28 protein-coding genes and 2 pseudogenes are annotated in these 25,063 nt (G+C 55.0%); 17 read left to right on the forward strand and 13 right to left on the reverse strand.

All coding sequences use genetic code 11. From position 1 onward, the window contains the following. Positions 1-21 precede the first annotated feature (21 nt). Complete coding sequence (locus tag ACN0SW_RS16940; protein ID WP_417729113.1) at positions 22-1,245, forward strand: MFS transporter; 1,224 nt, start codon at positions 22-24, stop codon at positions 1,243-1,245. On the opposite strand, the gene ACN0SW_RS16945 is transcribed toward ACN0SW_RS16940, so the two are convergent. Genes ACN0SW_RS16945 through ACN0SW_RS16955 form a run of 3 tightly spaced genes read right to left on the reverse strand, consistent with a single transcriptional unit; the run spans position 1,228 to position 3,517 of the window. Then, positions 1,228-1,824, reverse strand: a complete 597-nt coding sequence (locus ACN0SW_RS16945; RefSeq protein ID WP_417729114.1) for a Smr/MutS family protein — start codon at positions 1,822-1,824, stop codon at positions 1,228-1,230. The two genes, ACN0SW_RS16940 and ACN0SW_RS16945, sit on opposite strands and share 18 nt — an antisense overlap. Further along, positions 1,821-2,861: a murein transglycosylase A gene (locus ACN0SW_RS16950; RefSeq protein WP_417729115.1), complete on the reverse strand. Its 1,041-nt coding sequence runs from the start codon at positions 2,859-2,861 to the stop codon at positions 1,821-1,823. The genes ACN0SW_RS16945 and ACN0SW_RS16950 overlap by 4 nt, the downstream gene beginning before the upstream one ends. Beyond that, complete coding sequence (locus ACN0SW_RS16955; protein ID WP_417729116.1) at positions 2,858-3,517, reverse strand: Tim44/TimA family putative adaptor protein; 660 nt, start codon at positions 3,515-3,517, stop codon at positions 2,858-2,860. Before ACN0SW_RS16955 ends, ACN0SW_RS16950 begins: the two co-directional genes overlap by 4 nt. A 109-nt stretch (positions 3,518-3,626) precedes the next feature. Between ACN0SW_RS16955 and ACN0SW_RS16960 the strand changes: the two genes are divergently transcribed. Further along, positions 3,627-4,091 carry an FxsA family protein gene (locus ACN0SW_RS16960; RefSeq protein WP_417729117.1) on the forward strand — a complete coding sequence of 155 codons (465 nt, stop codon included), beginning with the start codon at positions 3,627-3,629 and terminating at the stop codon, positions 4,089-4,091. 50 nt (positions 4,092-4,141) lie between these two features. Here the strand turns inward: ACN0SW_RS16960 and ACN0SW_RS16965 are convergent, their stop codons facing one another. Further along, positions 4,142-4,858 (reverse strand): hypothetical protein, encoded by a 717-nt coding sequence (locus tag ACN0SW_RS16965; RefSeq protein ID WP_417729118.1) that lies wholly within the window; start codon positions 4,856-4,858, stop codon positions 4,142-4,144. Further along, positions 4,855-7,320, reverse strand: coding sequence for a Lon protease family protein (locus ACN0SW_RS16970; RefSeq protein WP_417729119.1), 2,466 nt, complete (start codon positions 7,318-7,320; stop codon positions 4,855-4,857). The genes ACN0SW_RS16965 and ACN0SW_RS16970 overlap by 4 nt, the downstream gene beginning before the upstream one ends. 369 nt (positions 7,321-7,689) lie before the next feature. Here ACN0SW_RS16970 and ACN0SW_RS16975 point away from each other — a divergent pair, with 369 nt between their 5' ends. From ACN0SW_RS16975 to ACN0SW_RS17010, 8 genes are all read left to right on the forward strand, one after another. Further along, positions 7,690-8,877, forward strand: coding sequence for a tyrosine-type recombinase/integrase (locus tag ACN0SW_RS16975; protein WP_417729120.1), 1,188 nt, complete (start codon positions 7,690-7,692; stop codon positions 8,875-8,877). A gap of 77 nt (positions 8,878-8,954) precedes the next feature. Beyond that, the gene (locus ACN0SW_RS16980) at positions 8,955-9,557 is read left to right on the forward strand and encodes a hypothetical protein (protein ID WP_417729121.1); all 603 of its coding nucleotides are present in this window, start codon (positions 8,955-8,957) and stop codon (positions 9,555-9,557) included. Positions 9,558-9,651: 94 nt separating this feature from the next. Then, on the forward strand, positions 9,652-9,831 hold the full coding sequence (locus ACN0SW_RS16985; RefSeq protein WP_417729122.1) for a helix-turn-helix transcriptional regulator: 180 nt from the start codon (positions 9,652-9,654) through the stop codon (positions 9,829-9,831). A 105-nt stretch (positions 9,832-9,936) separates the two neighbouring features. Then, positions 9,937-10,326: a hypothetical protein gene (locus ACN0SW_RS16990; RefSeq protein WP_417729123.1), complete on the forward strand. Its 390-nt coding sequence runs from the start codon at positions 9,937-9,939 to the stop codon at positions 10,324-10,326. Positions 10,327-10,509: 183 nt separating this feature from the next. Next, on the forward strand, positions 10,510-11,013 hold the full coding sequence (locus ACN0SW_RS16995; RefSeq protein WP_417729124.1) for a hypothetical protein: 504 nt from the start codon (positions 10,510-10,512) through the stop codon (positions 11,011-11,013). Positions 11,014-11,186: 173 nt separating this feature from the next. Then, positions 11,187-11,672 carry a DUF5681 domain-containing protein gene (locus ACN0SW_RS17000; protein ID WP_417729140.1) on the forward strand — a complete coding sequence of 162 codons (486 nt, stop codon included), beginning with the start codon at positions 11,187-11,189 and terminating at the stop codon, positions 11,670-11,672. Further along, entirely contained in the window at positions 11,669-11,995 is a 327-nt protein-coding gene (locus ACN0SW_RS17005; RefSeq protein ID WP_417729125.1) for a hypothetical protein, read from the forward strand. Before ACN0SW_RS17000 ends, ACN0SW_RS17005 begins: the two co-directional genes overlap by 4 nt. Further along, positions 11,992-12,261, forward strand: a complete 270-nt coding sequence (locus tag ACN0SW_RS17010; RefSeq protein WP_417729126.1) for a hypothetical protein — start codon at positions 11,992-11,994, stop codon at positions 12,259-12,261. Before ACN0SW_RS17005 ends, ACN0SW_RS17010 begins: the two co-directional genes overlap by 4 nt. A 139-nt stretch (positions 12,262-12,400) precedes the next feature. On the opposite strand, the gene ACN0SW_RS17015 is transcribed toward ACN0SW_RS17010, so the two are convergent. Then, complete coding sequence (locus ACN0SW_RS17015; RefSeq protein WP_417729127.1) at positions 12,401-12,805, reverse strand: IS6 family transposase; 405 nt, start codon at positions 12,803-12,805, stop codon at positions 12,401-12,403. A gap of 65 nt (positions 12,806-12,870) precedes the next feature. On the opposite strand from ACN0SW_RS17015, the pseudogene ACN0SW_RS17020 reads away from it, so the two are divergent. Further along, a pseudogene (locus tag ACN0SW_RS17020) lies at positions 12,871-13,275 on the forward strand (DDE-type integrase/transposase/recombinase); the annotation flags it as partial. Between the two features lie 264 nt (positions 13,276-13,539). Beyond that, positions 13,540-14,520, forward strand: coding sequence for a response regulator (locus tag ACN0SW_RS17025; protein WP_417729128.1), 981 nt, complete (start codon positions 13,540-13,542; stop codon positions 14,518-14,520). Positions 14,521-14,674: 154 nt separating this feature from the next. Here ACN0SW_RS17025 and ACN0SW_RS17030 read toward each other — a convergent pair whose 3' ends face one another. Continuing rightward, complete coding sequence (locus ACN0SW_RS17030; protein WP_417729129.1) at positions 14,675-15,415, reverse strand: IS6 family transposase; 741 nt, start codon at positions 15,413-15,415, stop codon at positions 14,675-14,677. 432 nt (positions 15,416-15,847) lie between these two features. Between ACN0SW_RS17030 and ACN0SW_RS17035 the strand changes: the two genes are divergently transcribed. From ACN0SW_RS17035 to ACN0SW_RS17050, 4 genes are all read left to right on the forward strand, one after another. Beyond that, positions 15,848-16,141: a transposase gene (locus ACN0SW_RS17035; RefSeq protein ID WP_417729130.1), complete on the forward strand. Its 294-nt coding sequence runs from the start codon at positions 15,848-15,850 to the stop codon at positions 16,139-16,141. 8 nt (positions 16,142-16,149) lie between these two features. Continuing rightward, positions 16,150-16,413, forward strand: coding sequence for an IS3 family transposase (locus ACN0SW_RS17040; protein ID WP_417729131.1), 264 nt, complete (start codon positions 16,150-16,152; stop codon positions 16,411-16,413). A 66-nt stretch (positions 16,414-16,479) separates the two neighbouring features. Next, entirely contained in the window at positions 16,480-16,809 is a 330-nt protein-coding gene (locus ACN0SW_RS17045) for a transposase (RefSeq protein WP_417729132.1), read from the forward strand. 37 nt (positions 16,810-16,846) lie between these two features. Beyond that, complete coding sequence (locus tag ACN0SW_RS17050) at positions 16,847-18,634, forward strand: histidine kinase N-terminal 7TM domain-containing protein (RefSeq protein ID WP_417729133.1); 1,788 nt, start codon at positions 16,847-16,849, stop codon at positions 18,632-18,634. Between the two features lie 144 nt (positions 18,635-18,778). Here the strand turns inward: ACN0SW_RS17050 and ACN0SW_RS17055 are convergent. The 6 genes and pseudogenes from ACN0SW_RS17055 to ACN0SW_RS17080 all read right to left on the reverse strand — a co-directional run. Beyond that, a pseudogene (locus ACN0SW_RS17055) lies at positions 18,779-18,933 on the reverse strand (transposase domain-containing protein); the annotation flags it as partial. Between the two features lie 129 nt (positions 18,934-19,062). Beyond that, positions 19,063-19,440, reverse strand: a complete 378-nt coding sequence (locus ACN0SW_RS17060) for a response regulator (RefSeq protein ID WP_417729134.1) — start codon at positions 19,438-19,440, stop codon at positions 19,063-19,065. Between the two features lie 361 nt (positions 19,441-19,801). After that, a complete protein-coding gene (locus ACN0SW_RS17065) occupies positions 19,802-22,654 on the reverse strand; it encodes a PAS-domain containing protein (protein WP_417729135.1) in 2,853 nt (950 codons plus the stop codon). 85 nt (positions 22,655-22,739) lie between these two features. Next, positions 22,740-23,135, reverse strand: coding sequence for a hypothetical protein (locus tag ACN0SW_RS17070; protein WP_417729136.1), 396 nt, complete (start codon positions 23,133-23,135; stop codon positions 22,740-22,742). Further along, on the reverse strand, positions 23,125-24,099 hold the full coding sequence (locus ACN0SW_RS17075) for a response regulator (RefSeq protein WP_417729137.1): 975 nt from the start codon (positions 24,097-24,099) through the stop codon (positions 23,125-23,127). Before ACN0SW_RS17075 ends, ACN0SW_RS17070 begins: the two co-directional genes overlap by 11 nt. 535 nt (positions 24,100-24,634) lie before the next feature. Beyond that, positions 24,635-24,808, reverse strand: coding sequence for a cupin domain-containing protein (locus ACN0SW_RS17080; protein ID WP_417729138.1), 174 nt, complete (start codon positions 24,806-24,808; stop codon positions 24,635-24,637). 11 nt (positions 24,809-24,819) lie between these two features. On the opposite strand from ACN0SW_RS17080, the gene ACN0SW_RS17085 reads away from it, so the two are divergent. Beyond that, the coding region (locus tag ACN0SW_RS17085; protein WP_417729139.1) for a DUF2478 domain-containing protein at positions 24,820-25,063 on the forward strand (244 nt) is incomplete at its 3' end.

Genomic DNA, 25,063 nt, shown 5'->3' on the forward strand with positions numbered 1-25,063 from the left:
CATTTCACGCGAACAAGGGACATGCCGATTCTCGCCTTCCTCCGTGATAACGCGCCATGGCTCACTTCCGGGGTTCTGCTGACCTTTCTCAGCAGTTTCGGACAGACCTATTTCATCTCGATCTTCGCAGGCGAGATCCGCGAGACTTTTGGCCTCAGTCACGGCCAATGGGGCGGTGTTTATATGCTGGGCACCACCGCCTCGGCGCTGGTCATGGTCTGGGCGGGCGGTCTTACAGACCATTTTCGCGTGCGCCGTCTGGCCCCCCTCGTGCTCGTGCTCATGGCCGCGGCCTGCCTTTTCATGGCGGCCAACCCGGTCTGGTGGCTTTTACCGCTGGTCATCTTCGCGCTGCGCTTTACCGGACAGGGCATGATGAGCCATTTGGCCGTGGTCGCCATGGCACGCTGGTTCTTGGCGGCGCGCGGCAAGGCCCTGTCCATCGCCACCTTGGGGTTTGCGCTGGGCGAGGCGTTCTTGCCGCTGATCTTCGTTTCGCTCCTGCAGCGGCACGACTGGCGGCTCCTCTGGATTGCCGCCGCTCTCGTCGCAGTCTTGGGCATTCCGCTTCTGCTGTTCTTGCTGCGGCGCGAGCGTACACCGCAGAGCTGGGCGCAAACCAGCCAGTCGCTGGGCATGGACGAGCGCCACTGGACCCGCCGTCAGACGCTGCGGCACTATCTTTTCTGGTTCATGGTGCCAGCCCTGCTTGGACCCTCGGCCTTTAACACGGCGTTCTTCTTTCATCAGGTTTATATCGCAGAGGTCAAGAACGTGAGCCATGTGGCGCTGGTGGCGATGTTCCCGGTCTATACGGGTGTCGGCATCGGCGCGATGATCCTCTCGGGCTGGGCGCTCGATCGTCTTGGCACCGCGCGGCTCTTGCCCTTCATGCAGCTGCCGATGGTTGCGGCCTTTCTCTGTTTCGCCATGGCCGACGGGCCCGGACTTTTGCTCGCGGGCTTCGTGTTCCTTGCGCTGACCACCGGGGCCAACAGCACCCTGCCCAATGCCTTTTGGGCCGAATTTTACGGCACCGCCCATCTCGGCAGTATCAAGGCAATGGCCGCCGCCATTATGGTTCTGGGCTCTGCGATCGGGCCGGGTCTGACCGGGCTCGGCATCGACCTCGGTTTGGGGATCGAGACGCAGTTCGGGATCATCGCGGGCTATTTCGTCTTCACCAGCGTCATGATGGCCATCGGTGTGACGCGGGCGCGCCCGGCACTATCTCTGTCGCCGTAGATAGACGTAATAGGCCCCGCCACCGCCATGTTTCAGATGCGCTTCGGTGATCTGCAACACCAACGGCCCCAAGGGCGCCATCCGCAGCCATTGCGGCACATTATGGCGCAAGACCCCGTGCCGCACCGGGATCGGACCGCCGGTGTCGCGATCCTTGCCCTTGCCCGTGACCACAAGCACCAACCGCAGCCCCGCGGCATACGACCGAAGAATGAACCCCATGAGTGCGGGATGCGCCTGATCAAGCGTCATGCCATGCAGGTCGATTTTACCCTCTGGCACCAGCTTGCCGCGCTTGAGGCGCTGAAACGCCTTTTTATCCATATGAATGGGTGCGGCGGCCACCCGCTCGGATATTCCCGGCAGCACATCATGCGGCGGGGCCGCGCGCCCCGCCGTTTGCCCCACTTGAAAATCCTCCAGCCGGGGCAGGGCAGGGGCGCTGCGCGGATTGCGGATCATCGGCTCGGGTCCGGCTGCACGCTCGCGCGGGGGCTCTTCGGGGCGGATGCGTTGCGCGGTGCGCGCCACCTGTTGCCAGAGCTCTAATTCCTCGGGTCGCACCCGCCGCCGGCTCACGGCGCCTGCTCCGGCAACATCGCATAGGCGCGCTGAATAGGCATAAGCACCACCATCCGTCCCGGATCGCGCAACCGTCCCGCCGCTTGCCCTGCCGCATCCCCGGTACCAAAGAAGATGTCGGCGCGTTGCGCGCCCTTGATTGCCGACCCGGTATCCTGCGCCACCATCAGGCGGCGGATCGGGGTATCGCCATCCTTTTCGATCCAGACCGGCGCGCCCAGCGGCACAAAGGCTGGATCTACCGCCACTGTGCGCCCCGTCGTCACTGATCGGTTCATCGCCCCGAGCGGTCCGCGGTCGGGTGGCACATCGTCGAGCCTGCGAAAGAAAACATAAGAGGGGTTGTGATAGAGCAATTCACGCCCCGCTCCGGGATTGCGCCGCACCCAGTTCTTGATCACCTCAGCCGAAACCTGATGCACCGAATAGACCCCGCGCTGCACCAGCTCTACCCCGATAGAGCGGTAAGGATGACCATTGGCCCCGGCATACCCCACCCGGATCACCTGACCATTCTCCAGCCGAATGCGCCCCGACCCCTGAATCTGAAGGAAGAACAGCTCGACCGGGTCATCGACCCATGCAATTTCAAGTTCCCGGCCGACCATTACATCTGTGGTCTCGATTTCGCGCCGGGTGATCCACGGATTGGACAGTCGCGCCTCGGGTGGTTCTCGATACACTGGATAGCGATAACGCTCATTCGGGCGCAGCGCGCCGTGTAATTCCGGCTCAAAATAGCCGGTAAAGAGCGCGGGCTTGCCCTCTGAAATCATCACCGGACGAAAGAACAGCTCGAAAAACCCCCGTGCATCCGGTCGTTGCTGGGCCAACGCACATAGCGCTTGCCAATCGGGATCTGTCATATCCGGGCAGGTGTTGAGGAAAACAGACAGGGCCGTGGAATGATCATCCCCAGCCCAGCCTGTCAGGTTATCAAAGCTGAGAATCTCGTGTGTTACGTCCTGCGCCGTGGCTGGTGCCCCGCACCAGAGCCACAGCCCCAGAACGAACCGCCACAGCCCCTTGGTCATTCGCCCGTTGCGACAAGCCGCCAGTTGGGATCATCCGATCCCATGATCCGCTCATAGGTCCAGATATCCTTTTGGCGCTTGGACTGTCCCGGCACACCTTCGACAATCTCGCCATTGCTGTCGCGCACGACAGATATCAATTCGCCGACATAGCGCACGGATATTTCGGCCCGCCGGGTGTTTGCATCGAACTTTGCATCGAACAGCGACAGCTCACGCACCCCGATAAATTCCGCCTCGATGCTCAAGCCTTGCTGTTCACGGGCATCGACCACCTGCGCAAAGGTTTCATAGACCTCACGGTCCAGAAACGGCGTGATCTCATCCAGCTTACCGCGTTCGAATGCCATCAGGATCATCTCATAAGCGCCGCGCGCGCCCTGCAGGAACCCTGTCACGCTGAAATCCGGTTCGATCCGCTTCATGTCGGCCAATGCCCCGGCGGCCTCTGAATCCTCGGGCACATGATCGACGATGTCATGGTCTGGCCCGCCTTGAATCACCTCGAACTCGCGGCGGCGGCTGGTCTCGGGCGCGGGTGTGTTGCGCGTCGGGCCTTCGAACCCGTCGCGCGTGCCCAAAACACGCTTCAGCCGCAAAATCAAAAAGATGGCGATACCGGCAAGCACCAGTAACTGCAAAATCGGCGAATTCATGGGCACCTCTTGTTGTGCGGGGCATGGTAAGCGTAGACGCTCGTTCCTATGTAGGTGTTGGGCCGGGTCAAGTCCACCATAAGGGTCATAAAACGAAGGGGGGCTGCGCATGTGGCTTTTTCTGGCATTTCTCGCTGTGCCACTGATCGAGATCGCATTGTTCATTCAGGTGGGTGGCATGATCGGCCTCTGGCCGACCTTAGCCATCGTCGTGCTGACGGCGGTCATCGGCACTTGGCTCTTGCGGATGCAAGGTGCGGCCGCGATGTCCAATCTGCGCCGCTCCTTCTCAGAGCTGGACGATCCGTCGGAACCGCTTGCCCATGGGGCGATGATCCTCTTTGCCGGTGCGCTGCTGCTGACGCCGGGGTTCTTTACCGATGGTCTTGGCTTTGCCCTTTTGATGCCGCCGATCCGTCGGGCTGTGTTCGCGCAGATCCGGAAGCGTGTGCATGTCCAGCGCTTCGAGATGGGCGGTCGCCCGCCCCCCGCCAGCGATGACGTGGTCGAGACCGAGTATCAGGACGTGACCCCGGGCCGCGACCCCCATAGCCCCAACCGGAGACTGCATTAACGCTGACCTGTCGCCAGCCCTGCGGTTGCGTGATGTCAAGGTTTGGATAATCAGCCCCGAACCGACGCCCCGAACACGAAAACAGGACAGCGCGCGACTTCAAGCACTTGGCGCAACTGATCCGGGGTGCGGATCGGGCCATGGGAAAGATCAAGCAGGACCGCCTGCGCGTTGATGCGCCCCAAGGCGGCCAAGGCTGTCTCGAGGTTGACGAAGTCACGTGATTTGACGGTCCTGTCGGCCCTGTCGCCAACCGAAAAAACTAGGTGTTCGCACGCGAGGCTCTTCGCCAGCCGATCCGAAAACGCCTCCAGCGCGGTCTCGACCGAATTCGCGGCGCAGAGCGAAATGATCTTGCCGCGCACTGGATGAACGGTTCGATGCCCGACAACGACAATATCCCAACCGGCAGAGGCGGTCAGGGACTGTTGCACAAGCTCGCCGATAGAGTGCTCAAAGCTCCATGCGGCACCGACAGGGCCTGCGATCTTAGCCAAAGAGCGTTGAAAGGCCTTTGCATCGGCCGCAATGACGGTGCGAAGCTGTGCCGCGCTTGGGGCGCAGATCAGCGCGCCGCCCGCCGACACCACCCGCTGATTTGGAATCTGACAAATATTCAATGTGTCCCGATCTTCTATCAGCAAACCGCCAAAGGCGATATTCTCTGCGACGGTCAACCGACCAAGAATCTTGAGGGCAGCGGTTGCGTCTGCAAAAGATCCGGCACCGATCAGGATCCGGGTTTCGGCGCGCAGTGGGGCGGTCACGTCATATCCCCCGGTTTTGGCGGGGCGGTGACATCCTTGGCAAAGCGTCGGCGGTTCTCGGCGAATGCTCTTAGCTGTGCCTCCACCAGCGCATTGATACTGCCCTCAGGGAACGCGCCGCTGCGTTTGCGCTTTCCGGCGACACAGCCGGTCAGGACCTCGATTCCCTCGTCGATGGTCTTGATCGCAATGATCCTGAATTTTCCAGCCTTGGCTGCTTCAACAATGTCGCGGCGCAGCATCAGGTGATCGACATTCGCGGCTGGGATCAGAACACCCTGCTTGCCGGTCAGACGCCGCGCCTTGCAGGTGTCAAAGAAGCCTTCGATCTTTTCATTGACGCCGCCAATGGCCTGAACCTCGCCATTCTGGTTGACCGATCCAGTGACCGCCAGCCCTTGACGGATTGGCACACCCGACAACGCCGAGAGCAGCGCGTAAAGCTCGGCAGAAGAAGCGCTGTCGCCGTCAACACCGCCGTAACTTTGTTCAAACACCAGACTGGCCTGCAAGGACATCGGCACGTCGCGCGCATAGCGAGAGGCCAGAAACCCGCCAAGGATCAACACCCCCTTTGAATGCAGCGGCCCGCCGAGATCCACTTCGCGCTCGATATCAATGACCTTGCCAGCGCCCATCCTGACGCTGGCGGTGATACGCGACGGGCGGCCAAAATAATGCTGCCCGGTACCGATCACAGAGAGCCCGTTGACCTGCCCGACCACCGCGCCGTCAGTGTCGATCAGAATGGTCTTGCGTGTGACTGCCTCTTGCAGGCGCTCCTGAATGCGCGATGCCCGTCTGTCGGCCTGCGCAATGGCCTGCGCTATGTCTGCGTCGCTGATCAATGCCTTGCCAGATTGTCCCGCATAGTGATCCGCCTCGCGCATCACGTCCTTCAACGCGCCAAGCTGAAGCGTGAATTTCTTGCTGTCATCCGCCAACCGCACCGCCTGATCCAGAAGCGCGGCAACCGCTGCCGCCGACATTGGCCGCAGCTTTTCTTGCTGGGCATAGCCCGCCACCACCCGTGCCATCAGGCGGGTGTTCTTGGCCGTTCTGGGCAGGTCATCTTCAAAATCGGCCTGTAGCTTGAACAGCTCGTTGAATTCCGGGTCGAGCAGGCACAGCAACATGTGCAGGCGTCGATCCCCGATCAGCACCACGCGCAGATTGAGCGGTATCGGGCTCGGCTCTAGCGAAACGGTCGAGACAAGGCCAAGCCGGTCACCAAGCGAGGTGATGGAAATGGATTGGCTTTGCAGGCTGCGTTTGAGCGCTTCCCAAGCATAGGGCTCGGACAACAGGCGCGCAGCGTCAAGCACAAGAAAACCACCATTCGCGCGATGCAGCGCGCCGGGCTTGATCAGGGTGAAATTGGTCACTAGTGTGCCCATTTCCGAAATATGCTCGATCCGGCCAGTCAGGTGATGCAGGGTTGGCAGATCTTCGCTGACAACCGGCGCGGCGATATCCTTTGACACGTCATGCGACACCATGATGTTCACGGCGTAACGGTCAAATTGCGGCTCAAGGTGGAACTTTCGGATCACTTCGGGAAAGGGGCCGTTTTCCGTCTCTTCCTTGGAGTCTAGAAACAACTCGGCGTTCGAGATCATGTCCTGACGAACATGCTCCAGATAGGTGCCGACCTCGGCTATTTTCACAAACTGGTCTGTGACCTCCTTGACCCGAAGCGACACGACGCGCTCAGCCAATCCTGCGTGCAGCGCCTCGATCCGCTGCCGGTATTCTTTTTCGAGTTGTGGCCCATGCTGCAACACTTTCGCGAGATGCTCTTGCAGCCGTTCGACCTTGGTGTCGATTTCCTTGCGCTGCTCGGGGGCAAGCGCCTGATAGACCTCGGGCTTGACTGGTTTGCCGTCGACAATTGCCGCCAGCATAAAGCCCATCGGCGTCCGCAACAGGGCGACGCCCTCTTTGGCGGCACGCTCGGCAAACTCTGCTATCGGCTCTTCGTGTCGCTGACCGAACTCTTCCTCAATCGCCCGGCGCTGCGTCTGATATTCTTCTGACTCAAACAGCGCGGGAATCTCATTGGCCAGATCGTCCACCAGATCCTGCATTGCAGATTTCAGGACAAACGCAGATCCCGCCGGAAGCTGCATGGCGTTTGGCTTGTGCGGCGCGTCGAAATTGTTGACGTAAACCCAATCTGACGGGGCAGGGCGATCAGCGGCCTGTTTGGAAATAAGGTTGGACACCGTTTCATGGCGTCCCATCCCCATGTGACCCAGAACATAGATATTGAAATCTTTATGGGTAATGCTGGCCGCGAGGTTGATCGCGTTGATCGCACGCTCCTGTCCGATCATCGCCAGAGAAGGCCTGAGGTCAGCCGTGGTATCAAATCCAAGGCTCGCCGGATCGCATTCCACGCGCAATGCGTCAGCGGAAAGGCCTGCCGGGATCAAATCTGCCTTGAATCTCTTTTTTGCCATGATTGATGCCTCTGATTTCAGGCGACTGTCACCTCCGCATCAAAAGAATGCGTCCTGCGCCCATGCCCATGTCCTTTTGTGTGGCACGACTCGGGCAAGAGAGCCTTGATGTTGATCAACCATAACCCCACTGTGTAAACGGGTATGCATACACAGACACAATGGGAGAGGGCAAACGCCATCGAAATCAATTTCTTATGGCGATACTTCTGGTGCCGCTGAAGGGCATTGAATTTCTGTATCATGTGGCGTCAACTTGTATCGACCATGTAGCTTTTCCATTTAAAATAAGGCGTTGCTGGTTTCATTCCGTTTCAATCTGCCTCATGGTATACTATATCTTGAGGTGGATTGATAGGGGGATGGGATTTGCCCGCGCAACACAAGCTCACTGCTACCAAGGTCAAGAACGCCAAGCCCGGTAAGCATTCCGATGGCGCTGGGCTTTGGCTACACAAGCGGACCGATGGCGGGGCGCAATGGGTGCTACGGGTCACAGTTCATGGCAGGCGTAGAGAGATGGGCTTGGGACGGGTGGGCGACGTCTCGCTGAAAGAAGCTCGTGAAGCTGCTGAACGCTGGCGCGCGGTGGTTAGGCAAGGGAAAGACCCGATCAAGGAACGCGACCGCCTGCGTCGTGAATCCGCTCGCGAGGATCACACCCTTGCCACCGTCGCCGCTGAAGCTTTTGAGGCGCGCAAGGCTGAACTCAAAGGTGATGGCAAGGCAGGCCGCTGGTTTACGCCCCTCGAACTGCATGTGCTGCCGAAGATTGGCAAAGTCCCCGTCGAAGACATTGACCAGAGAGATATCAAGGACGCCCTCGCCCCGATTTGGCATTCGAAGGCGGATACAGCGCGAAAGGCGCTGAACCGTCTGAACATCACGCTGAAACATGCCGCCGCAATGGGCTTGGACGTTGATGTCCAAGCCACCGAAAAAGCCAAGGCGCTCTTGGGCAAGTCACGCCACGAAGTTCGCAATATTCCCGCCATGTCTTGGCAGGATGTGCCAGACTTTTACGAAAGCCTTTCTGAAGGGACGATCACGCATTTGGCGTTGCGTCTCTTGATCCTCACGGCCTTGCGTTCGACGCCAGTCCGATTTTGCCGCCTCGATGAAATCGAGGGTGATATTTGGACCGTTCCCGCTAGGAACATGAAGGCACAAAAGGGGCATGAGGCGGAGTTCCGTGTCCCGCTTTCTAAAGAAGCGCTTGCGGTGATCGAGCAGGCAAAGCCATTCGAGCGCGATGGCTATCTGTTCTCCAATGTTCGAAAGGGCGTTATTTCTGACGCAACCATGAGCGCGCTCATGAAGCGTCGGAAGCTGGATGCCCGCCCGCACGGGTTCCGTTCCAGTTTTCGCACATGGTGTGCGGAGGCAACGCAGGTGCCGGAACATATTGCAGAGGCCTCTCTGGCTCACGTGACTGGCACGAAGGTTTCCCGCGCCTATCGCCGCACTGACCATCTTGAGCAACGTAGAGTCCTGATGGTGCGCTGGGCGGATTACGTCACCGGAAAAACCGCCAGAAAGGTGGTTCGACTCGCTTAATCGGATTCTTCGAAGGATCCACATCTACTTCGGGCAGAGACTTGGTCGCTCGACTAGCCAAGCTGTTGGAGGCTAAAATGGCAAACCCAAACCCCCCCGAAATCAATATAGAGAACCTGCCTGATGAACCGAGCGATGCCACGCAACGGTTTCAGAAGAGGCTTCGTTATCGCATCTTATCAAGCGTGGATGCCTATGAGAAAGGAGTAATCAATGCGGCATTCATGGCTTTTGAAACATTGGGGACATTGATGCCTCTCCTTTGCGCCGGATATATCAAGCATGAGGATGTGAAGGGCGCTTATCCATTCGATAGTTGGCGAGACCAAACGGTTACTATTCCAGCCGAATTGTTTGAAGCCATTATCCGTCCGTTCGATGAATATCGCTCAGCAGGAAACAGCAAATCTTTAGATGCGTGTTTTGGCTTCGAGAGGATCACGGGACAGGGAAAGCCCCCGATGAAGAAAGTGCAAATCCAAAGAGACCGTATGCGCAAAATTGCTGCATCCGTTGCGCGCGAACGCATATTCTTGGTCGGAGTTGATGAAACGCCAAATAGCCTAGAAAGAGCATATGCTTTAACGGCTGAAGAGCACAACGTATCAACAGATACAGCTAGACGTGCCTACAAGGAGTTCGGCAAGTGGATCATTCAGAGCCTACAGACTGAATGCTAGTTTGATTGGGTGCATAACTTCCAGAAGTCGTGCCTTAGATAATCTCTGAAACCTCAATCATCTTTGCTTCACCATGACACAGAAAGGTGAAGCAATGACCTACCTGAACTTGAACCAGCTTTCTCAAAAGCTTGGTGGACGCTCTCGATCATCGCTGTATCGCGATATCGAAAGCAGACGCATTCCAGAACCGATCAGAATTGGTGGACGCCTCTACTGGATTGAAAGCCACGTAGACGAAGCCCTGACCAGCCAACAACAGGAAGCTGCCTAAACGAAACCCCCACCCAACAGGATCGGGCAGGGGCGATGTTTGTTTATGCAGCACATAGATGAATAGCGCATTCCGCCCGTTTCTTCAACCTTGAAGGATACGAGCATGAATAAGAAGATAGAGTCTAAACCGCCCGAAAGCACGCGTTGGATCTTTTCACGTCGTGATCTTCCTCCACGTCGAGGCAGTGCCCGCTTTGAGGTCTACACGGCTAATGGCGACCGTAAAAACGTCATTCTGAGCAACCGCAAGCGTCAGGTTGTAGATGCCCTAATCCGCAACCCTATTTACTGCGCTAGCCCGGTGCGCCTGTCGGATATCGTGATGCTCCTTCGGAGCGAGGACGGGCTTGGAGTTGAAACCGTGTACTTCCAAGAGAGTGACGGTATCGAGAAAACAAGGTTTGGCGTCTACAAGCTCACAGATCAGGTGCATTACTTGGGCGAGATCAGCAGTGTTACCCGCGACAGTGGGTCCAGCGAGGTGAAAGCATGACCTCTCGTGACCTTCAGATCAATCGCCTGCGCCGTCTTCATGGTATCCCATTCGCTCGCGCGGCGCTCATTGCAGCACTGGCCTACCCGGAGGGCAGCAAATGAAGCATGTCGCTGCCATTCGTAAGAATGCGCGCGAAGAACTGCGCGTGACCCTCCTGCAATTTATAGGGAGGGCAGTGTGATGGGGCGCGACAAAAGGAACGAAATTCGCGCCGAGCATTTTACGAAGCTGGTGCGCAATACCATGGAAACGCCTGCATGGCGCGCGTTGTCACCGGTGGCGCAGGCGCTCTATCCATGGCTCAAACTGGAATGGCGAGGCCCGCAATCCAACAACAATGGCAAGATACGCCTGAGCGTCAGGCAAGCGGCCGATAGGCTGGGCGTAGGTATCAACACGGCTGCAAGAGCCTTTCACGACCTACAAGCCAAGGGCTTCATCGTCGTGACCGAACACGCACGTCTAGGGATCGAGGGGCAAGCTACCAGCCCCGCCTTTGAGATCACCGAAATAGCGCTGCCATATAGTGACAAGACCGCAGGACGACGGCTCTTTCGGGACTGGCAAGAGGGGGCGGATTATCCGCTGCACAAGGCAATTGTCCATAATCCCAAAGGAAGTCGCAAAAAGCAAAACCCTGTCATCAAATTGGTGACGGCCCGTCACCAAAATGGAGACGCATAAATGAACCACGTAACCAAATCAGTGACAGGCCGTCACCAAAATGGTGACGAAACCCGGCTTTTTGAATGGTCTGGCGTCACCAAATCAGTGACATCCTTATCTACCATCTACTACGGGCATCGAGCGCGCTCCGAGCCGTCCGTTAAGCCTGACGTGCTGGGGGTGGTCGCATGATGGCATTTCATAGCAGCCACAAATCTTGGTGCGTTATCACCAGCGCACCGGCTGACCGAAACAGCGGCGCGAGTTCGGGAGGTCGGAATTCTGATGGTACCTTCGCCCCCGGCAATCCCGGAAAGCCGAAAGGGTCACGCCACCGCGCCACACAGGCGATCCAAGAGTTGCTCGACAAAGACGGAGAGGCGCTGACACGCAAGGCGGTGGAGATGGCGCTCGCGGGGGACACCACCGCTCTGCGCCTTTGTCTGGAACGCATAGCCCCTGCGAGAAAAGACGCCCCAGTGAAGTTTGACCTTCCGCCTATGGAATCCGCCCAAGACGCCACAGAAGCCGCACAGGCTGTACTGCAGGCGGTTTCGGAGGGGGAGCTTACGCCGTTGGAGGGCGCGAGCGTCATGGCGCTCGTGGAGGCCTACCGGAAGACCCTGGAAACCACTGAACTCGAGAGCCGAATTGCCGCATTGGAGGCAGAGATATGAACCTGAGAAGCAGAGTAAACCAGATTGAGCGCAGGAGAGGCGTCGGCGCTGAGCCTGACTGTCTCTCGGTTATCTACATCAGGGAAGTGGGCAGGAGCGGCGGCAAGGATGAGTTTGCCAGCGCAAGTCTTTTGATTGGCCCTCAGGCTGGACAGCAAATCATCAAGGCGACCACCGAAACAATGGAGCAATTCGAAGGACGTGTCGAAAGGCTTCTGTTTCCACAGGGGCGATCCAACGCAGAGAGAGAACGCACGCAGACTGTCACAATCGGCGGCGAATGGAATGGGGAACAATCCCCTCTGCGAGGAGAAAAGCCATGAATCTGAAAAGCCGAATGAAAAGAATAGAGAGAAAGGCCGGTCTCGGTAGTGGGGTTACGATCCTGTACCGCCGAACAGTCTTGGAGGACGCAAGCGGTGAGGTGGACGCGGTTTCCATGCGTGCGGTTATCGTTCGACCCAATCAAAAGAGTGAGTGCGTATTCACGCGGGAGAACGAGAGTGACGATCAATTTCGTGAACGCGTGGACCGAATTTCGAAGTTCCAAGAAACCAACGAGCAGTCAGAAAGGACAAGAAAAATGTGAAAACCTGAGAAGAGTGGGGTGCAGTGATGGACGAAATGGAAACTCTTGCCCTAGCCACAGCCGCGAAAATGCGGCGCGGCCTTGAGGCACAACGCAACCCTAAAGGCGAGCTAGCTGTGTGCTTTGTCCGTGACAATTGTCAGTGGGTGATACAGACCGACCGTCTCCCGCGCTTGTTTAAAAAAGCCCTCGCTGCGTTGGCATTACGCCTGACCGTCAGGCGAAAATCGATCAATTGGCCGCACTGATCGACGATCCGCCAAAGGTAACACCACCGCCCTCCAACGCGGACATAGGTTTCATCGACATGCCACTGCAGCCCGCCCCAAGAACGGTGAGCGCCATAAGCCCGCTTGCGGATCTCGGGGCCGAATTTGCGGACCCGGCGATGGATGGTCGAAGCGTCGACCATCACGCCGCGCTCTGCCAGCATGTCGCGTACATCCCTGCACGACAGCGAGTAGCGGCAATACCAGCGAACTGCCATCAGGATGATCTCCCGCGGAAATCGATGTCGTTTGAACGGATTCTTGCGCTGCGCCATCGGCCCCTCCACCATCACAAACAAGCAAAGCCTGCGGCCTCCGCCGAGTTAATGCAACAGATCCTGATCGGGAGAGCCTAACCCTTGGTTTCATGTTGTCAACAAAGCGACACAAGGCTGCCGCACGCCGTTTCTTCAAGCGTGCGATCATAGCAAATGGCGCGCCTGATCGCATTGCTATCGATAAGAGCGATGCCAATCTGGCAGGGCTGCTGGCCGTAAATGTGATCCGAAAACTCTCTGGTAACGGGCACCTCATCCGCATCATGCAAAGCAAATACCTGAACAATGTGGTTGAGCAGGATCACAGATTTATCAAGTGAATCACCCGACCCACGCTCGGATTCAAAGCGTTCCATTCTGCGGCCGCGACGCTGGCCGGGATCGAAACGGCACATATGATCCGTAAAGGGCAGATTGAGGTGCACGGAGGTAACGGCTTCGAACAGTTCGCCGCGCTCGCAGCATAAATGTGTCCGCTGATTGGCCGTACTCCGCCCTCAGACTAAGTTTGCTGTAGAACCGCACTCTCTGAGGCGATGTCCATGCTCTAAGATCGCCTAGTCACCTGAAATGAAATGATAAAACTCACCTATCCGAGCCTCAAAAATATTTGCACCAGAGCTAAAAGAATTGCCACAATATACACTCAAAGTTGTCATAAAGTGCTCCCGTCCGGTTCCTAGGGTCGCTGGGTTAGGCGGCATGAACAAAACTGACTTGAGGATACGTTGATGAAAATCATGGTAGTGGATGACGAGAAGTTATTTACTGAGTTCCTGATCGAAAACCTGAAAGAAATCGGTTTTATCGATATCGCCTCTGCGGGGTCAGGTGCGGAAGCTCTTCGTATTATTGCGTCTGATCCTGATCCTTTCGATTGCTTCTTACTGGATATAAAAATGCCAGAGATGGATGGCATTCAGTTATGTTCTAAAATCCGTGAATTGCCCGACTACCGCGTGGCCCCGATCATCATGATCACCTCAGCCGATGCCAGAACACACATGCAGGATGCCTTTGATGTCGGCGCTACTGATTATCTGGCTAAGCCGATCGAAATCATGGAACTGCGCATCCGAATTCAGGTTGCGATGTTACTTGTCGAAATGTTGAGAAGTGAAGCCGAAAGCAGAAGCGCATTGCGAACATTGCTTAAAACTTCGCCTGACAGCAGCGAATTTAGCCTAGCAATGCGAGTAACCTTCTCCCAAATTCCCTCTATGAGAGACTATTTTCAATTGGAGAACAGGTTGCTGCGATTGGGTGAAGGCATTTATCCCATGACGTTGCTCTCAATCGAAATAAACGGCCTACAAAAACTTGCCACACGGCTCGATCAGAACGAATTTCTATCGATTATTCATTCTGTGAGCCGAATTCTGGGTAAAACACTTCCATTGCGGGGCACGACACTCTCTTATGTCGGATACGGAAAATTCATCTGTTTGGTAGTAATTCGGAATCAAATTGTTCCGAATTTGCTGCAGGCGCGCATCCGGGACAGTTTTGCAGCATTTATAGCTAGAAATAAGCTGATCGATTGTGCTGAACTGCAATTGAATGTTTCCGCTCTCTCCCAAAAGCGCATGCTTACAGCGGAAGATGCAATTGGATTGAGCCGAAGATATATCGGCGTTCTCGGCACGACCAAGGATATGGATCTCCCTCGGATTTTCAGAAAGCAAGACAGGCTGTTCGGAACTCTTAAGTGATCGCTTCTTTGTAGCCCACACGGAGCACCAAGCCGTCGGTATTAAAAGAACACACGCGTCGCTCACGGGACCCCTAGAAAATCGGGCTCTGTTGTAAATATTTTGAGGCTCGGATAGGTGGGCTTTATCGTTCGTTTCAGGCGACGAGGCGGTCTTAGAGCATGGACATCGGCTCAGAGAGTGCGCCGGGCCCCAGGTGGAAAGCGCGCTCGATCATGCGGGTTTCGCCGTTTATGTCGCCTGTCAGGTTGAAGCTGCGTGATTGTCCCTTGCGTAGCGCCCGCATAGCTTCGAACCCCTTGATCGTGGCGTAGGCCGATTTCATGGTCTTGAACCCACGCACCGGTTTGATCCGTTGCTTCAGTTTGCCGTGGTCTGCCTCCACAACGTTGTTCGGATATTTGACCTGGCGGTGCAGCACGTCCTTCGGGTATTTGCCTTCTTGCTTGAGTTCAGCCAGCGCGGCGGCATAGGTCGGGGCCTTGTCAGTGTTGATCACGCGCGGCTGTTCCCAACTTTTCAAGCCTTTCAGGGCCTTGCCCAGAAAGCGTTTTGCCGCCTTGGTATTTCGGGTTGGCGAGAGGTAGAAATCAATTGTATCGCCAAATTTGTCCACAACCAGGCACAGATAGGCCCATTTCCGGCGCACCTTGATATAGGTTTCATCCATCCGCCAGCTATCGGATCTCGAGTGCCGCCACTGCCACCGCATCCGCCTTTCGATCTCGGGGGCATAGTGTTGAACCCAGCGGTAAATCGTCGAGTGATCGACCCGGTGGCCGCGCTCCACCATCATCTCTTCGAGGTCACGATAGCTGACCCCATAGCGGCAATACCAGCGCACCGCCCAAAGCACGATTTCACCACGGAAATGACGCGCCTTGAAATCACTCATACCATTACCCCTCTCTCAGCAACGGCACCTAAAATGAGGCCGCGCTAAAAATTTGCAACAGAGCTTAATATTGCATGATTCTTCGCGCGGAAGCGGGGCTGGCTCGAAGTCGGTGGGTTTGCTCCGGCGCGTGGTTACTGAACCGTGGCAAGACCATCAGCTGCATGTCTCCAGGGGCTCCACAGTCTCGAACGATCCCTCGTTTCAGGACAGCCACCGATATCGTCGGGCTTGGAGAGCAAAACATTTGATCTTCCAGAAAAATCAGGTGACTTTGACATGAACTAGAAATCCACTTGGGGAATGTCTGGTAGGTTGCGACTCGTGCCAGAAATTAGGTAGCACTGCGAAGTGAGATGCCCCCCGAAATTCGGACACTGACATAAGCTACGATTTGCAGCCTGCTGATCTTCGACGAGAAGGAGATCAGAGATGTCGAAACGCAAACAACACGCGCCAGAGTTCAAGGCAAAGGTCGCGCTGGAAGCCCTGAAGGGGGAGGAGACCGCAGCCGAGCTGGCGAGCCGGTTCGGGGTACCTCCGACGATGATTCATCAATGGAAACGTGCCCTGCTGGAGGGCGCGTCCGGCGTGTTCGAGCGCGGCGGCCGGAACAAACCCGAAATCGACGAGGAGCAGGTGAACGAACTGCATGCTAAGATCGGGGAGCTGGCCGTGGCCAACTCTTTTTTGGAACGAAAGCTCAAGCCTTGGGGCGGGAAGTGAGGCGCGGCATGATCGAGCCTGATCACCCCCAGCTGTCCATCGGGCAGCAGTGCAAGTTGTTGTCGATTTCGCGCTCGTCCTTCTATTACACACCGAAAGGCGAGACCGAGCCGAACCTCAACCTGATGCGTCAGATCGACGAGCAGTTCTTGGAGCCCCCGTTCTTCGGTGTCCGCCAGATGACCTGGCACCTGCGCAACGAGCGCCATCTGGTGAACGTGAAGCGGATACGTCGGCTGATGCGCCTCATGGGGCTGATGCCGATCTACTAGAAGCTCAACACCTGCAGGCCGGGACGCGGGCACAAGACCTACCCCTACTTGCTAAGAGGTCTGCGCGTGGATCGTTCGAACCAAGTCTGGTGCTGGGACATCACCTACCTGCCGATGCGGCGCGGGTTCCTGTATCTGGTCGCCATCATGGATTGGCACACCCGCAAGGTCCTAGCCTGTCGCATCTCGAACACGCTGGAGGCCGGCTTCTGCGTCGTGGCGCTCAACGAAGCTATCCACAAGTTCGGCCCGCCGGAGATCATGAATACGGATCAGGGAGTAGCTCAAATTGGCGCCCCAGCCCGCCCTCACATTAAGGGTTTGTTTAATATGCAATCGCCAAAAAAGGGGGTAATATATTTAAGTAGCCAAGAATCTCTTGACTACACCGCTTAGTGTCGGCGAATGTCATTTAATTTTGGGACGAGTGTTGATGACATGCTTTGAAGGAGCACTGACGGACTCTGTATTCTTAGGCACAATAGGCATCGTTACACTAGCCGGATTAACCTTGTTCTGGACGCTGAAAACTCAGGAATTCAACGGAAAATCCTTTTACACGCTCACGTTCATTGGCATGATGTGGACATTGTTGACCGTCGGCCTCGAGGCGGCGTCAAGCACCTTCTCCTGTAAGCTTCAATGGGCGACCATGGCTTGGCTGGGCCATGGATTGGTACCGGTTGCCTGGTGTTATTTCATTTTCTCCTACGTGGATAACGCGGCTTGGGTCGACAAGCGCATAGCCCGCGGCGCGCTGATCATACTGCCCGTCATCATCTTCGCCTTCGCTGCGACGAACCAAGGACATTACCTCGTGTACGACGAAACCTCCATCATTCCGGAAGGTGGCGACCACATAGATTACGTACACGGGCCAGGATTTTACGTGATCATCGTAAGCCTATACACTTTCGTCGTCGCAACGCTCGTTTGCCTTGTAAAGACATTCGCCCGCGCCAAGCGAACCGCATGGCCACTCCTGGCCATACTCACCGTAATTACCCTGACACCCCTTGCAGTGAATGCCGCCTACGTGGGCCTTGGCTTTACCGTCTTCGGACTCGACCCCACGGCCTTCATGTTCACGCTCGGCATTGTTGCGTTTTCCTGGCTGCTGATGACAAACAAAACCATGGATATGGCGTCCATTGGCCAGTCGGTCCTGTTCAACACGATGAGCGAACCGGTTATTCTGATCGACCGACAGCGGAACATAGTGCAAACAAACACCGCCGCGAGATCCAGAGATCTGCATAATGGCAACAGCCATGTCCTGACCGACCTGTTCGCGAATATCGAGCAGTTTGGCACCGCCGAAGACGGCGCTCACATGCACATAGGACAGCGCTACTATGAGCCGCGAATTCAAAAGGTTGAAAACCCCCTCAACCCGTCCGGCACTGTTCTTGGATGGAGCATTACCTTCGTAGACATCACAGATCGGATCGCAATCACCGCCTCTTTGGAAGAAGCCCTCAAAAAGGCAGACGACGCCAACCGCGCGAAAGATGAATTTGTGTCCGTTATCAGCCACGAAATGCGCACCCCCCTGACCTCACTGAAAGGGGGCTTGGCCCTCGCGCTCAGTGGCCAATTTGGCGAACTCAGTGCCCCCATGCAATCCTTGCTCGACATCGCCCACCGTAACGGTGTCCGCCTGTCGCGCCTGATCGACCAGATACTGCTGGCGCAAAAGATGGACATCGGTGCACTGTCTTTGGAAAACGAGGCCGTCGATCTTGGCGGCCTCCTCGAAGAGAGCTTCGATGAGAACAAGATCTTCGCGGCCGAGCGCGGCGTGCGCCTTGCCAAAGCGGATATCGACCACTCCGCATTTGTTTCCGGCGATGCCTTCGCTATCCGCCAGATCATCGACAACCTGATTTCGAATGCCATCAAATTCGCCTCCGAAAACAGCGTTGTGGAAGGGGCAGTTCAAGTTACGGGCCAACAGGTAAAATTGTCGATCAAAGACACCGGCCACGGCATCCCCGAGGGTATGGAAGAGAAGGTCTTCGGCCAGTTCCAACAAATGGGGAGTAGCTCACAAAGCTCCACACAAGGGTCTGGACTTGGCCTTTATATATCCAAGCAATTGGCCAAGCGGATGCTGGGCGACATCTATTATGAAAGCCAAACCGGCGTCGGTACGACCTTCCACGTCGAGTTCTCGCTTGTCGAGCATTACGCGGCCGACTCCGACCGGGTAGCGGAGTGAACTCGCCATCATGATGTGGCCTGACCAGTGGGGCATCACCTGAAAAACGCCGGTTAGAGGCGCGTCTGTCGACAAAATGGGCAGCTCGCCTTTTGCAAATTGATAGCAATTTAACGTAAGCGGTTCCTGAACTCCGTTGGCAGTTCAGCTTGATGGCTTTTGGAATGCCCAAGGCATGAGGTCGTCGATGCATGACGCGGGATGGCCGTCCGCGATGGCGGTCAGTGTTTCGGGCGAGTAGGCGTAGGGATCGACGGTTTCAGCTTGCAGGTTTCAATGAGTGAGGCCATGCGTTCCCATCCGCACAGCACGTTTGCGCATTTCAGGTGAATATCTGTTTCCAGGTTTGTTCTTTTCCATGGCTCAGTCTCATTGCTCCTGGGCCTTTGGTAAATCATGTGCGGTTCACTACAGATCGGGAAGAGCACTCAGATTGCTAGCTTTTCCCATATGCTGCGGAGTTGACCAGGCAGTGCGGTTGGATCAAAGGGTTTGGTAATGACGTCTGCCTTAAATTCATCTTTCAGCCGCTCGACATCAACACTTGAGGCCTTGGCTGTCATAAAGACCACGGGGGTGTCGGAAAAAACAGAAATCTGGCGCAGTTTTCTTACAGTTGTAGGTCCGTCTTTTACCGGCATCATCACGTCCATAAGGATCAAATCGGGATTAAACTTTTCCGCCTGGTCTAAAGTTTCTTGGCCATTTGTGCATTGAAGAAGCTTAAACCCTCCCAGTATTTCCAGCGACATCTTTGTAAGTTCGCGAATATCGGCGCAATCGTCTGCATGAAGAATCTTGCTCAAGTTTGACATAGCCCGTGCTTTCTCCAGTTTGACCCCGTTACTCATGAGCCTGCCTAATATTCCGTACACTCATCTGTAACATTTATCAGAAATTTTCCCGTACTGGAACATCAGGCTGCCTGAAAATCTGACTTCTGGTATCCGGTGGAACCCTTATTTCTGTTGGTAGATCTACGTAGAACGCCGTGTGTTTGCCGATCTCAGACAGGAATTCGCCAGTACCGCCCGTTCCCTCAACCAAGGCCTTAAAGATAGTAAGTCCAAGTCACGTTTTGTCGTTTCACAGGGCCTATGCCTGGTAGGGCAAACACGATGTCTTCGTTCAGGCCGCCTTGGTTGATTTCCCAGTGTTGTCTATTTTTCAACCGGTGGCGGTAGTAGGAAGAGTAAAGGAGAAGGAACTTCCAACACCGACCTCGCTCTTCAGCGTCAACCGCCCCCCCTGAAGCTCAACCAATCGATGCGAGATTGTAAGGCCAAGCCCGGTGCCGTCGTTTGAACGTGTATACGAAGTGTCTACTTGGCCAAACGGCTTGAAAATCATACTCTGCTTGTCTTCCGGGATGCCGCAGCCGCTGTCCTCGATATGAACGGTAATGTATCCATCAAAAGCCTCCGTGCGGATCAAAATGCCGCCTTTTTCGGTGAATTTCAGCGCATTGCCGATCAGATTTGTCAGAATCTGGTGCAGCCGCGCGCTATCAGCAAAAACAATTTCGCCATTCGTTTCAGCAGTTAATTTTAGAGATTTTTGATCTGCCGCAGCCGCAAACTGGTCAACCACGGATACAATCACGCTATCGACAGCGATTTCCCGCGCGTCAATATTAAATTTGCCGACATCCATTCTGGAAAGGTCTAATGTATCGTTGATTAACTTGAGCAACTGTTCGCCCGAAACCTTTATTTTACCAGCATATCTCTCTATTTCGTCTTGAATTGGAGTAAGGTAACGCAGCGCAGTTTTTGCCGACTGATTTCCTGCTCCGACGCTCGCATTCAGCGCTTTCACGGAGGGCAATAGTTCGGGATTCGCCAGAAACGCATTATAGCCCAATACGACAGTTAGTGGTGTACGCAATTCATGACTGATAACATTAAGGAACTGTGTTTTCGTAAAACTTGCCGCCTCTGCTTCGCGGAGTGCGTTGTATAGAACAGATACGTCAGTACCCACGCCTCGATAGCCTGCAAATTCGCCCTGCTCATCGTATATCGGAGTGCCACTAATACGTACCCATGTGGGATTGTGTTCACTACTGTGCAAACGATAAACAAAGTTCTTGAATGAGGCTCGGGCCATTTGCTTTGCTGCCAGCCATTTCCAGTCGGCGCTGTCGCGCACTTCGGGACTACCCTCGTTCAATTGCTCTCGTGTCAGCCCGAGAGCAAATTTGGAGCTCCGGCCCAGAATTCGGTCAAATCCTTCCGAGAAATAGGTGAACCGCAAATCTTTGTCCTGTTCCCAGAACCAGTCATTGGTGATTTCTGCCATATCGTCGAAACGCTTCTTCGCGGCATCGCGTTGTTCCAGTACGTGCCGCATCTCTACGTTTGAGGCTTGAAGATCGGCTTGCTGCCGCTTCAATTCTGTAATGTCCACCCGAATGCCAACCCGACCACCGTCACTGGTCAGTCGATTGTAGGACCGAATCCATTTGCCATTTTGCAGCAGGTATTCCCACTCGTATTCACCCTCACGTATCCGGTCAGAGACTTCCTGCAACCATTCTACTTCACGCCCGATTGCTTCCGGATATTCACCCCGCGCGAGCCCGTATTCAAGAATTTCTTTGGATGTTGCACCGGTCCGCACCGCTGGAGCACTTTTTTCATAGAGGTTGCAGTACATATCGTTGTACATCGCCAGACGACCATCCGGACCGAAAAGCCAGAAGCCAGCTGGCATAGCATTGATTGCGTCACGAAGCCGCCGCTCAGCTGTTTCCGCGCGCTCCCTGGCCTGTACTTGTTCAGTGATATCGATGCGAAGTCCGACACGTCCGCCCGACGGTGTCAAGTTTTCGTAAATTCGCAACGTTCGGCCCTTATCGAATTTGACCTCGAAATCATTGCCCTCGCCTGGCAACTTCAGTTGTTCTGCGATCCATTCTTCTTCCCGACCAATTGCATCAGGGAATTGGCCGCGTTCAACACCTAACCGCAATATGTCTTTAAAGCTGGCACCGGGTTTAATGGCTTCCGCACATTTGTCATGTATCTCCACATAGCGTTGATTGCACAGCACAAGCCTGTTTTCGGAATCGAAAATTACAAAGCCGTCCGTAAGGTTATCAATAGCTGTCTTGAGATGTTTTTGCGCGTTTACGCGTTCTGCAATTTGCTGGATCGCGAGAAGGATCAGGAAAACTGCGATAAACGCAATGAGGAACAATACAAAATAGGTCGCCCAAGGCGTAACGTAGCCCGCATTCCATCCCGCTCTCGGAACCACGCCCAATGTCATTTGCAAGCCTGGAATTGAAAGCGTTGTCGTCACCGGGGCATTTTCGAATACCTCAGTGTCTCCCACTACATTAGCGTCGTCCAAGACAGATACCAGCGCAACTATCTGTTCATGTTCTGACCCTTGGAATCCTTCGGCGAGGTGCAGAGCATCACGCAGGAGAGCTTCTCCATCAATGATCACTGAAACAATTTTTCTGCCTGAATCCGAGTCCTCTTTCGCATTGCCCACAAAAACGGGCATCCTGATAATCAGGCCGACACCGCCTTGCAATAGTTGCACAGGACCTTGAATTTCAGTTTGTCCCGTCCTGTGAATACGCTCTATAACGACGTTTTGTTCTTCAACATTGCGAATGTCGCGACCAACTAGGTGACTGTTTTCTTCAAAAGGAAACACTAGTTCGATCACACCGTCCTGAAGGACGGCCAGATTGAGTATCGCCGGATCATTCATTCGAAATCGCTGACCCAATCGGAGAAACTGTTCTTGGTCGATATTCCGGTTCAGTTCGAACGCTGTTGTCAAGCCGCGAGCTCTGATCTCGTAGCCACGCAACGCGACAACAAGATTTTGGTCTATTTTTTCTGCGAAGGCCCAAGTTTCAGCGCGTTGTGATGTAATGAACTCTTTCTGACGAGTGATCTCGAGAAAATAGATTAATATACAGAGTAAAGTAACCGTTGCGAACAAAGCGAATAATTTCGCCCTGCTAAAATTAGATACCTCGCCGACGTGCGATGCCATACTGCTCAATGCTCATCGTTTTGACTTTTACCACTTTAGCGCGAACGAGCCATTGTGCAATCTCCCTTTACTCCAGAGACTGTATCTAGCTGGCGCAGAGGGCGAAAGGTTCTTCATCGAGCGTTTTTTCAAGAAGATCAAGCAGTGCTTCGACCTTCGCTAGGGCAGGCTGAAGCTCGGATTCCGAACACTGTCGCAGTAAAGTGTTTTCCCTTACCTTTTCCCACAACGGCTCGGTTTCCGCAGCCACTATCCCGATCTCCTCAAAACCCAGGCTTGGTGCAAGCCCCGCCAAATTATGGGCTGCAATGGCGATAGCGCTAGCTGCTTCCGTACAGGTTTCATAATTCCGTACTTCAGCCACTGCCGCCTCGATAAAGAGAATGCGAGAAGCCATCTCATCCACAAACTTCACACGAAGAGTCTCTATGCCCCTACACATCGACTCGGGCATTTTCTCGCTATGGTGTTCACCCGACATTTAGTGACCTCTCAAGATGAGAATTTCGAGACCCTAAGATTTTTCCCGGTTGTTTCCGTGCATCGTGAATCGACTTATAGATCAGATCGGTTGGGTCATTGAACGATACTAAACCGTTTGAGCAGGGATTGCCAACCTTCAGAGCTGGTAATGCAACGTTCATCCACTCCAAAGCGCCAAGTCTTTGCGCAACTTTGTCGTTGACGGCGATCTGAAATTCGGAGGTGTCAAAATATCCAGTGCGCGGCTGAATGCAGCAGAAATCACCGCTGCCGACATAGGCGAGCAGATGGTTAACGCCTATAAGACATTCTTTGATTGCAAGGGCCACTTCGCACATGATGTCAGCAAATTCTAGAAGGTCGGTTTGGTCATAAATCAGATCGGCGTTTTGAACATGAAACGCCACAGCAGCACTTCCCAAAAGTCTTATATTTCCTAGTCTTAACAAGTAATTTTCCAGGCTGGACAAAAGCACCGTATCACCTGCATCTTCCAGCGGGAGCGAATCCTCGAACTTGAAGGAGCCATGGCCGCCGAAAGAAGTTTCTTCCAATTCTTTAGTTAAACGCCCTGCATTGGCCCGCTCAGCCACGAGTGCCTTGACCATACCCATGCGCGCCGAAAGCTCCGTCGTGTCGATTGGTTTCGTGACATAATCATTGGCGCCTGCCTGAAATGCATGGTCGATATAGCTTTTGTCAGTCATGGATGTGATCATAACAATCGGCACAGCCCCATACCCCGGTAATGATCTAATCATTCTGCAAAGCTCTACTCCATCAATGTCTGGCATCCGGATGTCCAGCAAACAGCAATCAAACGATCTCTGGCTTTTGCCAATCGTTTCTAATGCCTTGATTGCAGAGGGAACTGTGTGTATATCATTGTATCCCATAGCGCCAAGATACTTTTTGATAAGTTCAAGAAATATTGGCTCATCGTCAACAACTAGAATTTTCATGCCATGCCCCATGTTTGTTAACAGTGGTCAATTTTATCCGACTTTTTTTAATCTATCCGTAGTTGTAAAAAAAGGCAAAAAGATGGCTGAGCTGACCCAAGTTCCGAAACGGCCTTCCGCCTGAACAAGCAAGCTTATGAAGTCGGATACAATTGGGAGTGGGAAAAAGTGTGGTCGAGGTCACCGGACTGGGTGCGGTTATGGCTGCAGTGTTGACCTAGCCCTCGGGCCGGTTCGGTGAGAAATTCCTGTCGCTTCTCATCCCCACACCGGAGCAGCACCGCCGCGCAGGTCGGTCTTCAAGTTGTGTTACTTTCGGAGTGAGCGCAGGCTCTTCTTGATGCTGCGTAAGTCGACAGTGGGAAACCATTGCAGCGTCAAAGTGAGAGTAGCAGGCATGCTGCTTGAGACGAATGCATGGTCTTTGGGCGACCACCTATAACATGATGCCCTTGGAGGCATACAGTCTCGCCGTGAACCGGGGCAAACAGTGCACCGCGCAAATATCACCATTCCCGGACCGATCCATCGCACATCAGTAACTCGGCGGCGAGATCGCGCTGATGATTTCAGCCTTTGTCGAGCCAACGTTGCGGAAGCGATGGAGTTCACGACTGTCAAAGTAATAGCCGTCACCTGGATTCAGAACACGCGTCGCCTGAGCGTCTGCCTGCCGCCGGGGGCGCCCGGCGGCAGGGCCTTTGCACAAGGATCACGACCATGCACATTGCCTTTATCCATGCCAGATCGCGCGGCGGGGCCGACGACACGCTGCGCAGTGTCGCCGCCACGTTGCGGGCAGAGGGGCACCGCATCGCGGGGGTGATGCCCGAACCCTGCACCACCCCCGACCGCCACGCCTGCGACATGGACCTGATCGACCTCGCCTCGGGTGCGCGGCTCCATATCAGCCAGAAACTGGGGCAGCACTCCACCGGCTGCCGACTGGATGGCGCGGCCATCG

It is taken from the genome of Roseovarius sp. (assembly GCF_048262375.1).
Classification (GTDB): Bacteria; Pseudomonadota; Alphaproteobacteria; order Rhodobacterales; family Rhodobacteraceae; genus Roseovarius.